We start from the raw sequence: 12,888 nt of genomic DNA on the forward strand, positions 1-12,888 counted from the left end.
ACACACGATTCACCCGTGGCGCCCCGCAACCGGCATGCCTGCGGGTATCTTGCGGAACATGCCCCCGGAACAACCCGGTCCCCCCGAGGCGGACGCGGTCCCGCCCCCGCCGTCGGGGTACCAGCTCAAGGCGGTCGTCTTCGACGTCAACGAGACGCTCAGCGACATGACGCCGCTGCGCGGCCGTTTCGAGGACGTGGGCGCGCCCGCCGGCCTCATGCCGACCTGGTTCGCCGGAGTGCTGCGCGACGGCTTCGCGCTGGCCGCCGCCGGCGCGTACGCGGACTTCGCCGACATCGCATCGGACGGTCTGCGCACTCTGCTCACCGCGCTCGACGGACGCTCCACCGCCGAGGCGGACGAGGCCGCCCGGCACATCCTCGCCGGCATGGACGAACTGCCCGTGCACCCCGATGTCCCGGGCGGTGTCCACGCGTTGCGCAGAGCCGGATTCCGGCTGGTGACCATGACGAACGGATCGCCCGAGCTGACCCACGGGCTGCTCGTACGAGCCGGGGTGCGCGACCGGTTCGACGCCCTGCTGGGCGTGAGCGGGCCCCGCTGCTGGAAGCCGGCCCCCGAGGCGTACCGGTACGCGGTGCGCAGGGCCGGGGTGCGGCCGGGCGAGGCTCTGCTCGTCGCCGTACACCCCTGGGACGTCGACGGGGCGCAGCGCGCGGGACTCGCCGGTGCCTGGCTGAGGCGCGGCACGGAGCCCTACCCGGAGACGATGTCGCGGCCCAAGTGGACCGCGGAGAACCTGGAGGAGCTCGCGGAGTCGCTCGCGGCGCGCGCCAACGGGCAGGGGCCGGGGCAGCAGGGGCAGAGCTGATCCCGGCTCAGGAGGCCTGCCGGTCGCTGAACCGCAGGGTGCGGCAGGCCAGTTGCACCACCAGCCGGTGGTCGGGCAGTGCGAGGTTCACGTCGAGCAGGCTCTCCACGCGTGCGATCCGCTCCGCGACGGTGTTGCGGTGGATGCCCAGACGGGCGGCCGTGGACGACGCGGACGACTCGTGTTCGAGGTACGCCTCAACCGTCCGGATCAGCTGCGTTTCGCCCCGGTCATACAGCGGCTTGAGAATCTGCCGCGCATAGGTCTGGAAGGACTCCAGGCTGTACCAGTCGGCGAGCAGTTGCTGCAGGTCCAGCTCGTCGATGTGCGCGACACGCACGCTGCGGGCCCCGGTGCCGGCCAGCAGGCATGCCTGCCGTGCCTCCGTCAGGGTCCTGGCCAGGCCCTCCGGCCCCTTGCGCGGTCGGCCCACCCCGGCGGTCAGCAGGGCTTCGCCGGACAGCGAGTTGAGCGCAGCGCGGAGCGGCTTGACCACGTCCCCGTGGGACGAGTGCGCCGGCTCGCGGTCGGCCGTCGCCCAGAACGCCCAGCCCTCGCCGCGTTCGACGAGGTGGCCGCCCAGGCCCTGTTCGCCGAGTGCGGCGTTGAGGACCTCCGTCAGGCGGCGGCGGTTCGACGCGGAGCGTGTCGGGCGCAGGTGGACCCCGGTGTGCCAGCCGTGCATCCGCCAGCCGAGTTTCAGACCGCTCTCCGCGAGGTCGCGGCTGGGATGGTTCGGCTTCTTCAGCAACTCGGAGAGGAGATCGCTGCGTTCGCGCCCCTCGCGTTCCCCTTCCAGGCGGCGCCGCGCCGCCCAGCCGGTGACGGCGGAGGCGGCGAGCACCGCGGCCTGCTCCGCCGTGGTCGTCCACGTCCGGGGGCCCGGCGGCAGCTGCACCGCGAGCCACATGTCGGGGCCTGACTGGGCGTCGAGGACGACGGGGACGAGGACGAGGTCGCCTTCCCGGCCGTCGGCGGCACCAGGAAATGTATGCGGGGAGGGATCCGTCAGCGCGCCCTCGGGCAGTGCCAGAGCGGATCCCGCGAGCACGGCGCCGACGGGGCTGATCAGGCCGGCCTGTCCGCTGAGCATGCGCGCCAGGGTGTCCAGGACGGGGCCGGGTTCGGTGTGACGGCGACGCAGGTGACGGCCGAGCTGGCTCAGCACGTCCGCCCGTACCAGTTCGGGCGCGTGGACGACGCGGTCGAGTTGCCGCGCCAGCTGAAGGGGGTCCTTGAAGGTGGCGACGAGCAGCGGCATGCCCAGCTTGCCGGCCAGCCGCGTGGCGGAGCCGACGAGGTGCGGCCCGTTCGTCACCACGAACCCGACCGCGCCCGCGGCCCGTACGGCACTGAGCATCATGTCCAGGACGACGAGTTCCGTCTCGCCGGGAGCTGCGACGACGAGCGCGCCGGGAGGGACCGATTCCGCGCTGGCCAGGGTCGAGACGACCTCGATCGAGCGCACCTCTTGGTCGAGACCCGCCTCTCCGGCGGCGAGATGAGCGCCCACCAGCCCCTCCAGCCCGCACAGCATGCGGACCGTCACCGGCTGCCAGGACGTCGTCATGCGGCAGCCCTCTCCAGCGGTACGTAGTCCATGTCGTAACCGAACGAGCGGGGCCCGAGCAGTTCCAGCCCCGCTTCGGTGCGCCACGCCGGGTCGCAGGGGATCGCCAGCACCTCGACCCACAGTCCGTAGCGCACACGCTCAGCCGTGATGCACCTGCCCGTCTCCTGCTCCAGTACACAGATCAGGTCAGGCACGCACGCCTTGATGCGGCCGTCCTCGAGTGCGACGAGGTATTCGTTCTGCATCTCGATGCGCAGGGCGCGGTCGCGCTGTTCGCTGTGTTCGACGACGACGGTGCCGGTGGTGGACTGGCCGAGGTGCCGCCTGGGCACTTCGACGACCTTGCCCTCGAAGAGGGTCCGCGCCCCGTAGCCCGCCGCCAGTCCTTCCCGGTCGCGGTCCCCGAGCAGGCGTCCCATCTCGGCCGCCCTGGAGTACGAGCCGACCAGCATGCCCTTGGTGATCTCGTCCATGGAGAGCGGCCGCCAGGCCATTCCCGCCCAGCCGCCCATCGCCGGCATCGACAGCCGGATCACCGATTCCGCGTCGGCGCTGTTCACCCCGTCCACGAGGAGGTTGGAACCCTTGTCGGCGGTGAAGGCGGCAGGGGTGAGGTCGATCCCCGCCATCGTCAGCGTGGTCTGGCTGAGTTTGGTGACGCCCCGTCCGGTGCCGTCGGCGTCCACGAGCGGCAGGCCGAGTTGCGCGGCCGCTATGACCGGGACGACGGCCATGATGCCGGTCATGGCCACACCCACCACGGCCTGGACCGTCACGCCGGTGTGCTGTTCGACTCCCCGTACGGCACGGACGATCTCGCCGCCCTCGTACGGCTTTTCATGCATGACCGTTCCTGAGCCGACGAAGCCGACGGGCACCGCCAGGCTCTCGGGCGGCAGTTCGCCGGGCTGCACCACCTGGACCGGGCCGTGCTCGCGTAACGCCCGCCGGAGGATCGGGTCCACGAGCTCGGTGCCGGTACCTCCCCCGCCGCCCGTGCCGAGCAACATCGCTGCCCGGGACAAGGCCGGCACATCCTCGATCGTGAACTGCCACATGTGACCATTGTGCTGTCGCTCACCGAGCCGAAACGGTCGATGGCTGAAATGACATATGCCTACGGAACCAGAGTGGCCGGACGGTAGTCCTCGTCGAGGCCGAAGGCCCGTGGTCCGAACGCCGCAAGCGCCTCCGGAGTGCACAGCCTGTCGGGTGCCGAGATCACGAACACCCGCACGCGCTGTCCGAAAGACAGCGCCTCGGTGGTCACGGGCTGCCCCGACTCGGCGTGCAGGACGGTGACGAGATCGGGCACGACGGCGACCGTCCGGCCGTCGATCCGTGCCAGGAGATTCTCGTTCTGGAAGACGAGTTCGCATGCGCCCTCGGCGCTGCCGGTGCCGTCGGCGGCGATGGCCGCACGACCCCTGGCGAAGCCGTCCGTGGTCCGGCGGTCCACATCGACGACCTTGCCGGAGAAGACGACCGTGCCGTGCCGGTACACCGTGCGCGGCAACGTCTCGCGGAGCGCCGCGAACGGGTCACGGTGACTCTCCCGTGCCTCCCGCACCGCCCGTCCCAGCTCAAGGGCCGTGCTCACGGTGCGCGGCACGGCCGTACGGCGGACGTCGGCGCCGCTCATCGGATACAGCGCCATCCATGCCGAGGCGCCCATGCTGACGGCAAGGGCACGGGCAAGCGACTCCAGCCGCCGGTTGTCCGGCCCGGCGTCGACGACCGCCACACTGCCCTGCTCGTCCGCGATCGCCATGGGTGAGCCGGGCAGACCGCTCGCGCCGAAGGTCGTCATCGACAGCTCGGGGAAGGCCCGGCCCATGCCGTCGGCGTCCACGACGGGCAGCCCGAGCTGTGCGGCGGAGATCAGGGGGACCATCGAGTTCATCCCGCCGCACTCGGCGGGCATCGTGGCGGTGACTGGGCGGCCCAGGTGGCGCTCCAGCGCCCGCAGGGCGAGGGCGGCTTCCTTGCCGTTCGGCAGCTTCTCCACGACGACGGTCGGCGCCCCCATCATCGCGGCGGTGACGACGAGAGCGTCCTCGGGGAGCTCCTCGGGATCGAGGAACTGGACGGGCCCACCGGCCGCCGCCAGGGAATCGGCCGCCAGCGCCTTCCCCAGGTACGGATCGCCTCCGCCGCCGGTGCCGAGCAGCGCGGCTCCCCAGGCCAGGTCCGGCAGATCCGTGAGCGTCAGGTCCCAGGGCATCATCGGGCTCCGCGGAAAGGTGCCGCCGTGGAGGGCGCGGAGGCATCCCGGGCCAGATCTCCCACGGCCTTGACGCGGATGCGCGTCGCGTTGCCCGGGAGGTAGGCGAGCGGGATCTCCTCCACCTCGACGATCTCGACCGTGCCGGGGCCGGCGCCGGCGATGAGAGCCCGGTCGGTGGCTTCCTGCTTGGCGGTGTCCAAAGCGGCGTCCCGCTGACCCGGCTGAATCGCGAAGATCCGGTCCACGTCCCCGCTGATCTGGGCTATGGCGGCACCGACCGCGTTGGCGACGGCGAACTGCTCCGGACGCAGCACGGAGGATGCCACCGGCAGCTCCTCGGGAAGCAGGACGCTGCCGCCCCCGACGAGGACGACGGGGACGGGAGCACGGCTGGTCCGCATCCGGTCGACCGTTCCTGTGATCCGATCGGTCACGTGGCTGAGCCCGGCGGTCACAAGGCCGCCGTCCAGCGAAGCCACCAGCCCGGGGTCGCCGATCTGCGCGCGCCCGGCGGCCACGACGAGATCTGTGGCGGTGAGGGTCTTCCCTCCGAACACCAGCGCCTCGTCCCGCAGCCGGTATCCGACACTGTCCGGTCCGACTTCGACCTCCCCGCCGCTCTGCCGGACGACGCTGCCTCCGCCGATTCCGAAGGAAAGCACGTCGGGCATGCGGAAGTTGGTGCGGATGCCGCCCACGCTCACTTCCGTGCTGGCCTCCCGCGGGAACCCGCGGTGCAGGATGCCCACGTCCGTGGTCGTACCGCCGACATCCACGACGGCGCAGTCGTCGACGCCGGAGAGATATGCCGCGCCCCGCATCGAGTTGGTCGGTCCGGAGGCGAATGTCATGACGGGATACTGACGCGCGTAGTCCACGCCCATGAGCGTGCCGTCGTTCTGGCTGAGATACAGCGGCGCATGCAGGCCGATGGCGCCCAGCGTCTCGACCATGCCGTCGCAGATCCGTTCCGCGAGTTCGCCGAGCGCGGCGTTGATCACCGTGGCGTTCTCCCGCTCGAGCAGGCCGGTGCGGCCCACTTCATGGGAGAGACTCACCCGCAGACCGGGCACCCGTTCGGTGAGGATCTCCGCCACTTCCAGCTCGAACTCCGCGTTGACGAGGGAGAAGACGGACGTGACCGCGACCGAACGGACCTCATTGGCGGTGAGTTCGTCGGCGATCCGGTGCAGTTCCGCGGGGACGAGCTTGGAGATGACGCGCCCGTCGTACTCGTGCCCGCCGTGACACATGTAGGTGTGGCCGCCGATGGCGTTCACCAGGTTCTCGGGCCATTCCACCAGCGGGGGCAGCGACTGGGTGGCGGGCAGCCCGAGACGTACGGCGGCGGTGGGCGCCAGGTCACGCGCCTCGACGATCGCATTGATGAAATGGGTCGTCCCGAGCATCACGCCGGTGACCGCCGCAGGGTCGAAGTCCCTGCGTCCCCTGAGGTCTTGGACCGCCCGTACGATTCCGTCGGTCACATCGGGGGTGGTGGTGACCTTCGCGTCGGCCAGCACGGAGTCGCCGTCCATGAGGACGGCGTCCGTGTTCGTTCCGCCGACGTCGATACCGATCCGCATGTGGTGAGGACTCCTTGGTCAATTGACGCGCCGGCACTCGGACTTGAGCGGCACGCCAATGTCCCATGTCCAAGGGAACGTTGCTCCGTTCCTTGAAATGCCCGAAGCGGATACGGCGGCATCGATTCGGCGGGCGGTGACTGAACTCCCGAATTGTAGACGTGGATTCCTGCCTCACGCAGCGGGCACCGGAGGGCACTGTGCAAGGGTCCGCCGACCCGCCTGTGCATGATGCACCGGGCGGCGGTCCCCGTGAATCGCTTCAGCGCCCACGGGCGGCGGGGAGGTGCCGTGCACACTGCCGGTCCGTGCGCCTCGTGCGTGCACTGTGACACTTCCTGCGCGCTCCTGGAATGCCTACCGTGAGGTCGGCAGGAAGGGATCCTGCCGCAACGGAAGCCATGGAGCGCGCAGATGGCCACTCGCCGCCGGTCCCCTGACTCTGTGAAGGAAGAATCACCGGAGTCCGCGCGCTGCTGCACCGTCACGGCTTTCGCCGAGCCCCTGCCGCATTCCGCGTCCGCCATGGTGCCTTCGTCCGGAGACGACAGAATCCTCGAACTGGTTGAATTCCTGACCCCCGTTCCCGAAGCGGTCCCCGCGGCGCGTCGCCACGTCACGCGCCTGCTGCGCGAATGGGGGTTGAGCGCGCTGACCGACACGGCCGCGCTTCTGGCGTGCGAGCTGGTCTCCAACGCCGTCAAGCACGGGACCCCGGCTCCCGGGACCGCGAGCGGCGGCGGCGTGCAGCAGATCGTGCTGACGCTGCGCTACCACAACGGGTTGTTCATCGAGGTATGGGATCCCGGTTCGCCGGGGCGGCACCCCCACGTGCGCATCGCGGCGCCACATGACGAGGTCGGCCGCGGGCTGCGGCTCGTCGACACCCTGAGCCGCGCGTGGGGGCACTACATCCCCGCGTACGGAGGCAGGACGGTCTGGTGCGAAGTGGTGTCGCCGGCGTACGGCGAAGGGCGTCACCGCGGGCCTCGCTGAGCCGGCCGCGGCCACCGCGTCCGCTCCGGCCGCACGCCGAGTGATCCACCGGCCGCCCGCCAGGTGATCCAGTCGTCTCCCGCCTGCCCGGATGTCCCCGGGCCCGGCCCCCACCGCAGACCCTTGACAGGCCGATCGGGTTGCTGGATTACTGGACCGCGCCGCGAGGGTGACCGAATGGTCGGTCGGCGGAGCGAGTACGGGAGCCGAGAGCGTGGGACGCATGACGCAAGCCATGAGCGACGGGGCGGCGCAGGCGATGTTCGCCGAGGACCAGGCGTCACAGGCGCTGGGCATCACGCTGCTGGAGGCCGGGGACGGCACGGCGAAGCTGCGCATGACGGTCACCGCGGCGATGGTGAACGGCCACGGCATCGCACACGGCGGCTATCTCTTCCTCTTCGCCGACACGGCGTTCGCCTGCGCCTGCAACAGCTACGGCCCTGTCACGGTCGCCTCCGGCGCCGACATCTCCTTCGTCAGGCCCGCGCGGGAGGGCGATACGCTCACGGCGCTCGCCGAGGAGCGCACCAGCTACGGCCGCAGCGGGATCTACGACGTGAGCGTCCTGCGCGACGGCGAGGTCATAGCCGAGTTCCGCGGCCGCAGCCGCACCGTAGGGCGCGTGGAGGGTTCACCATGACGATGAGCGAGACCCCGGCACCGGCAGGCGTGCCGCGCAGGACCGGGGAGCCGCTGCCCTCGGACTTGCGGGACGCGGGCGAGCGGATGGACGCCGAGGAGCTGCGCGCGCATCAGCTCACCGGGCTCCGGCGGACGCTGCGCACCGCCTACGACGAAGTCGAGCTGTACAGAAGGAAGTTCGACGAGGCAGGGGTGCGCCCCGAGGACTGCCGCACCCTGGAGGACCTCTCCCGCTTCCCCTTCACCACCAAGGCGGACCTGCGGGAGACGTACCCGTTCGGGATGTTCGCCGTGCCGATGGCCGATGTACGCCGCATCCACGCCTCAAGCGGCACGACAGGCCGTCCGACGGTGGTCGGTTACACCGAGGGCGACATCTCGATGTGGGCGGACATGGTCGCCCGCTCCATCCGGGCCGCGGGCGGCCGCCCGGGTGACAAGGTCCATGTCGCCTACGGGTACGGCCTGTTCACCGGCGGACTCGGCGCGCACTACGGAGCGGAGCGCGCGGGCTGCACTGTCATCCCCGTCTCCGGAGGCATGACCGCCCGCCAGGTCCAGCTCATCCAGGACTTCCAGCCCGAGATCATCATGGTCACCCCGTCCTACATGCTCACGCTGCTGGACGAGTTCGAACGGCAGGGCGTCGACCCGCGCGGCACCTCGCTCAGGACGGGCGTCTTCGGCGCGGAGCCGTGGACGGAGGAGATGCGCGCGGAGATCGAGGAACGCGTCGGCATCCACGCCGTCGACATATACGGGCTGTCCGAGGTCATCGGCCCCGGCGTCGCGCAGGAGTGCGTGGAGAGCAAGGACGGACTGCACATCTGGGAGGACCAGTTCTACCCGGAGATCGTCGACCCCGTCACCGACGTGATCCAAGCGCCCGGCGAGGAAGGGGAGTTGCTCTTCACCTCCCTCACCAAGGAGGCCATGCCGGTCATCCGCTACCGCACCCGCGACCTGACGCGGCTGCTGCCCGGCACCGCACGTCCCGCCTTCCGCCGCATGGAGAAGGTCACCCGGCGCTGCGACGACATGATCATCCTGCGTGGCGTCAACATCTTCCCCAGCCAGGTCGAGGAGATCCTGCTGCGCACCCCCGGCCTCGCGCCCCACTTCCAGCTGCGGCTGGGCACCCGCGGCCGCCTCGACCACATGACCGTCCGCGTGGAGAGCCGGCCCGGCACCGCCACCGGGCAGCGCGAGGCCGCCGGGGAGTCGGTCGCCAGGGCGGTCAAGGACGGCATCGGGCTGAGCGTCGAGGTCGAGATCGTGGAACCGGAGACGCTGGAGCGCTCCGTCGGCAAGATCCGCCGCGTCGTCGACGAGCGCTCACGGGGTTGACGAGCTCTCACGGGGTCGAGGGGCCCCGGTCCCCGCGGTCGTCGCGGGCGCCGAAGTTGTCCGTCGTGAACTGCGCGTTGGCGACGAGGAATCCGCCGTCCACGGGATACGACTGGCCGGTGGTGTAGGTCGCCGCGTCCGAGGCGAGCCATGCGATGAGCGAGGCGACCTCGCGCGGGTCGCCGGGACGGGGGACGGGCAGCGCCGGACGGTCGAGGGTGTGGACGTCGGCGTCCTCCAGGCCCGACATCCTCGTGGCGATCAGGCCCGGTGCGACGGCGTTCACCGTGATGCCGTGCCTGGCCAGTTCGACCGCCATCGACTTCGTCAGTCCGCCCAGTCCGTGCTTGGCGGTGTTGTACGCCGCCGACGAGGGCAGCGGCGTGTGCTCGTGCACGGACGTGACGTTGATGATGCGGCCGCCGTGCCCCTGGCCGATCATCCGGCGCGCGGCGCGCTGGCTCAGCAGCAGCGGCCCCTCCAGATCCACCCGCATCACATGCCGGAAGTCCTCGAAGGTCATCTCGGTGAACGGGGCCGCACGGTTGGTCCCCGCGGCGTTGACGAGGACGTCCAGCCGGCCGAAGGCGTCCGCGAATTCGTCGACGACCGCCTCCGGCCCGGGAAGCCGGGTGAGGTCGAGGTGACGCACCTCGGCACTCCGTCCGTGCCCGCGCACCTGGTCGGCGGTGGCGCGTGCGTCGGCCTCGTCCGCGAACCAGGTCACGCCGACGTCGAATCCGTCCCTGGCCAGTGCCGCGGCGGTCGCCCTGCCGATGCCCGACTCCGAGCCGGTGACGACGGCGACCTTGCCTCCGGGGGTGCCGGAGCTGCCGGGGGTGGGGTCGTGGTCCATGGGGATGCTGCTCCTCGTCCGCGAGACCGGGCACCGGGGGTTCCGGTGGCACTGCCGGTGCTGGAAGAGTGCCCGGCAACGGCCCCGCCGACCGTCCCGCCGCCCGTCCTTCCCGCCGCGGCGCAGGCCGGGCTGCGGGTGGCGGGCTGCCGGTGCGGGCTGCCCGGTGGGGCCCCGCGTAACGCGGTCAGGCCGCGGCCTCCAGGTTCAGCAGGGTCCGTTTGGCCTCGGCTCCTCCCGCGTATCCGCCTGCTGAGCCGTCCGAACGTACGACCCTGTGGCACGGGACGACGACCGGCAGCGGGTTGGTCGCGCAGGCGGTGCCGACGGCGCGTACGGCTCTTGGGCTGCCCGCGGCGGCGGCCACCTGCGCGTAGCTCTCGGTCCGTCCGTAGCCGATGTCCGGCAGGTGCGTGATCACCTCCCGCCGGAACCCCTTGGCCAGCCGCAGGTCCAGGGCGAGTTCGAAACGGGTGCGCCGCCCCTCGAAGTACTCCTCGATCTGCCGCACGGCCTGCGCGAGGCGCGCGGGAGCCAGCAGTACGCGCGGGCTGACGCGGTCCGCGAGATCCGCCAGCACGGCGTCATGGTCCTGTACGCCGTAGGCGACGCGGACCAGACCCCGCTCCGTGGCGGCGAGCAGCAGGGGCCCGACGGGCGTCTCCAGCGTGCGGTAGGCGACGTCCAGGAGCCCTTCGCGCTCGGCGGACTCGGCCAGCCGGGCGTGGAGACGCTCGTGTGCAGCGGCGTCGGTGGCCGGCAGGGCTGCGAACGGGTCGAGGCCGGCTCCGGTTCCGGTCCCGGTGCCGTGCGCAGGGGCAAGGGCAGGGCCGGTCCGGCGGGCAGCCTCGGACTTGTCGCCCGGTTGCGTCGTCATGGTTCCTCGCCTCTCTCCTCCGTATGGTGCGCAAGGCGTCTGCGCAGGGACTTGATGCCGTCGGCCGCGGCCCTGCGGGCTGCGTCGGTGCTGCCGCCCGTGACGGCCGCGATCTCCTTGTAGGGCAGGCCGGCCAGATAGTGGTAGGCGACCGCCGCGCGCTGCCGCTGCGGCAGCGCCTTCAGGGCGTCCCACAGCTCTCCGTCGCGCTCCCACTCCGGTGCCGGCTGCTGCTGAGAGCCGCCGGACGACGCCGCGGGCTCCGGAACCTCCGGCACCGCGATCGGGCGCCGTGCGCCGGCCCGTGCCACGTCGATGGCCTTGCGGTGTGCGATCGTCACCAGCCACGCCTCGACGCGGGCGTCATCGGGCAGCCGCGGGTACGCCTTCATGGCGGCGAGGAACGTCTCCGACCAGGCGTCCTCGGCGTCCGCCGGGCCGACGACGGCCCTGCACACCCGGAGCACCACCGGCCCGTACTCGGTGACGATCTCTTCGAAAGGTCTCAGGCTCACACTCACACCCCGTAGGCGAATCACGGCCCGCCGGCCGCCGGACGAGACGGCCCGCGCCAGGGCCCTCAGAAGAGCCGGGCCGTCCTCGTCACCGACCCGGCACCTTCCAGCTCCAGCAGGAACCGCTTGCGCTCCAGCCCGCCCGCGTAACCCGTCAGGGAACCGTCGGCGCCGACGACGCGGTGGCAGGGCACGATCACGGACAGCGGATTGCGGCCGTTGGCGGCACCGACGGCCTGCGCGAGGGCCTGGTCGCCCAGCTCCCGCGCGAGCTGTCCGTACGAGCGGGTCTCCCCGTACGGGATCTGCCGCAGCAGTCCCCACACACGCTGCCGGAAGGGCTCACCGCGCGGTGCCAGCGGCAGGTCGAAGCGCTGCCGCTCTCCCGCGAAGTACTCCCTGAGCTGCTGCTCCGTTTCGCTGAAGCCGGTCTCGTCGCGTACGCCGAGCTCGTGCGGGGACGGGCCGCGCAGATGGTCCTCGAAGTAGACGCCGGTCAGGGCCCCGCCGTCCGCGACGAGTGTGAGCGCGCCGAGAGGTGAGCCGACGACGGTGTGCCTGACGTGTCCGCCGGCCGCCGCGTCGCCCGGGCTCCCGGGGTGGTGTGCCGTGCCTTCCGTGTCCGTGGCGCGCACTGTGCCCTCCGCGTCCGTGGCGCGCACTGTCCTCTCGGTGTCCGAGGCGCCCTCGTCCTCGCCGGTGTGGCCGGTGTCCGTCCGTACTGTCATGGCCCCGCTCCTTCCGTGCCGCGTGGGCCGATTCTTCCGGTCCACACCAGGAAGACGTCGCGGAAGCCCCGTACGTGAGACGGGGTGCGGAGAAATCTCCGGATCTCCGCGGATTCCGGGGACCGCAGCCTTATCCGGCCTCCGCGGCCACCTGTTTCAGCGTCCGGCCGCTGAGTGCCGAGCGGGCCCGCTGCGGATCGGGCGTGCGGCCCTCGCGCGCCGCCCGCGCGTCGTTCTCCTTCACCAGGAGCCATGCCTCGCGGCCGTCGCTGCCGGCTCCGCCGCCGCGGAAGCGCGTCAGGGCGTAGCCGCCGCGGAGCTTCGTGCCGTCGAGCCGGAACGTGGCGTGGCCGCGGCGCAGCGCGTCCGCGAAGTCGGGGGAGAGCGGCTCGTAGGTGCCCTCGTCCCAGACGATGACGGCGCCCGCCCCGTACTCCCCGGAAGGCACCACGCCCTCGAACTCCCGGTATTCCAGCGGGTGGTCCTCCGTCGGCATCGCCAGCCGCTTCTCGCGCGGATCGGGCGAGGGACCCTTCGGGACGGACCAGGACTTCAGTACGCCCTCCACCTCCAGGCGGAAGTCGAAGTGCAGGGTGCTCGCGTCGTGGATCTGTACGACGAAGCCGGCAGCGCCCTCGGCCGGGGCGGCGTCGCCGCGGGGCTCGCCGGTCCTGGAGAAGTGCCGCTTGTCGCGGTAGCTCTTCAG

Annotated in this window: 13 protein-coding genes; 4 read left to right on the top strand and 9 right to left on the bottom strand. The window is 71.5% G+C overall.

What is annotated here, in order from left to right; all coding sequences use genetic code 11:
- The first annotated feature begins 58 nt into the window (after nt 1-58).
- On the top strand, nt 59-832 hold the full coding sequence (locus tag AN215_RS05570) for a haloacid dehalogenase type II (protein ID WP_079122714.1): 774 nt from the start codon (nt 59-61) through the stop codon (nt 830-832).
- A gap of 7 nt (nt 833-839) precedes the next feature.
- Here AN215_RS05570 and AN215_RS05575 read toward each other — a convergent pair whose 3' ends face one another.
- The 4 genes from AN215_RS05575 to AN215_RS05590 are packed head-to-tail and all read right to left on the bottom strand — an operon-like array spanning nt 840 to nt 6,218.
- Nucleotides 840-2,402 (bottom strand): helix-turn-helix domain-containing protein, encoded by a 1,563-nt coding sequence (locus AN215_RS05575; protein ID WP_070009930.1) that lies wholly within the window; start codon nt 2,400-2,402, stop codon nt 840-842.
- Nucleotides 2,399-3,463, bottom strand: a complete 1,065-nt coding sequence (locus tag AN215_RS05580) for an S-methyl thiohydantoin desulfurase family protein (RefSeq protein ID WP_079122715.1) — start codon at nt 3,461-3,463, stop codon at nt 2,399-2,401. The genes AN215_RS05575 and AN215_RS05580 overlap by 4 nt, the downstream gene beginning before the upstream one ends.
- A gap of 59 nt (nt 3,464-3,522) precedes the next feature.
- Entirely contained in the window at nt 3,523-4,632 is a 1,110-nt protein-coding gene (locus tag AN215_RS05585) for an S-methyl thiohydantoin desulfurase family protein (RefSeq protein ID WP_245694255.1), read from the bottom strand.
- Nucleotides 4,629-6,218, bottom strand: coding sequence for a hydantoinase/oxoprolinase N-terminal domain-containing protein (locus tag AN215_RS05590; RefSeq protein WP_070009928.1), 1,590 nt, complete (start codon nt 6,216-6,218; stop codon nt 4,629-4,631). The genes AN215_RS05585 and AN215_RS05590 overlap by 4 nt, the downstream gene beginning before the upstream one ends.
- Before the next feature lie 444 nt (nt 6,219-6,662).
- Between AN215_RS05590 and AN215_RS05595 the strand changes: the two genes are divergently transcribed.
- The 3 genes from AN215_RS05595 (at nt 6,663) to paaK (ending at nt 9,206) form a co-directional block, all read left to right on the top strand.
- Entirely contained in the window at nt 6,663-7,214 is a 552-nt protein-coding gene (locus AN215_RS05595; RefSeq protein WP_245694257.1) for an ATP-binding protein, read from the top strand.
- A gap of 223 nt (nt 7,215-7,437) precedes the next feature.
- The gene (gene paaI, locus AN215_RS05600; RefSeq protein ID WP_070009927.1) at nt 7,438-7,857 is read left to right on the top strand and encodes a hydroxyphenylacetyl-CoA thioesterase PaaI; all 420 of its coding nucleotides are present in this window, start codon (nt 7,438-7,440) and stop codon (nt 7,855-7,857) included.
- 2 nt (nt 7,858-7,859) lie between these two features.
- Nucleotides 7,860-9,206: a phenylacetate--CoA ligase PaaK gene (gene paaK, locus AN215_RS05605; RefSeq protein WP_420856129.1), complete on the top strand. Its 1,347-nt coding sequence runs from the start codon at nt 7,860-7,862 to the stop codon at nt 9,204-9,206.
- 7 nt (nt 9,207-9,213) lie between these two features.
- On the opposite strand, the gene AN215_RS05610 is transcribed toward paaK, so the two are convergent.
- The 5 genes from AN215_RS05610 to AN215_RS05630 all read right to left on the bottom strand — a co-directional run bounded on the left by AN215_RS05610 (nt 9,214) and on the right by AN215_RS05630 (nt 12,888).
- The gene (locus AN215_RS05610; RefSeq protein WP_070009925.1) at nt 9,214-10,062 is read right to left on the bottom strand and encodes an SDR family oxidoreductase; all 849 of its coding nucleotides are present in this window, start codon (nt 10,060-10,062) and stop codon (nt 9,214-9,216) included.
- 187 nt (nt 10,063-10,249) lie between these two features.
- Nucleotides 10,250-10,939: a methylated-DNA--[protein]-cysteine S-methyltransferase gene (locus AN215_RS05615; RefSeq protein ID WP_079122716.1), complete on the bottom strand. Its 690-nt coding sequence runs from the start codon at nt 10,937-10,939 to the stop codon at nt 10,250-10,252.
- Complete coding sequence (locus tag AN215_RS05620) at nt 10,936-11,454, bottom strand: RNA polymerase sigma factor (RefSeq protein ID WP_070009924.1); 519 nt, start codon at nt 11,452-11,454, stop codon at nt 10,936-10,938. Before AN215_RS05620 ends, AN215_RS05615 begins: the two co-directional genes overlap by 4 nt.
- Before the next feature lie 65 nt (nt 11,455-11,519).
- On the bottom strand, nt 11,520-12,089 hold the full coding sequence (locus AN215_RS05625; protein ID WP_420856128.1) for a methylated-DNA--[protein]-cysteine S-methyltransferase: 570 nt from the start codon (nt 12,087-12,089) through the stop codon (nt 11,520-11,522).
- Between the two features lie 223 nt (nt 12,090-12,312).
- Nucleotides 12,313-12,888 carry a DNA polymerase ligase N-terminal domain-containing protein gene (locus AN215_RS05630; RefSeq protein ID WP_070010305.1) on the bottom strand — a complete coding sequence of 192 codons (576 nt, stop codon included), beginning with the start codon at nt 12,886-12,888 and terminating at the stop codon, nt 12,313-12,315.

The sequence above is a fragment of the Streptomyces abyssalis genome (genome assembly GCF_001751365.1).
Taxonomy (GTDB): Bacteria; Actinomycetota; Actinomycetes; order Streptomycetales; family Streptomycetaceae; genus Streptomyces; species Streptomyces abyssalis.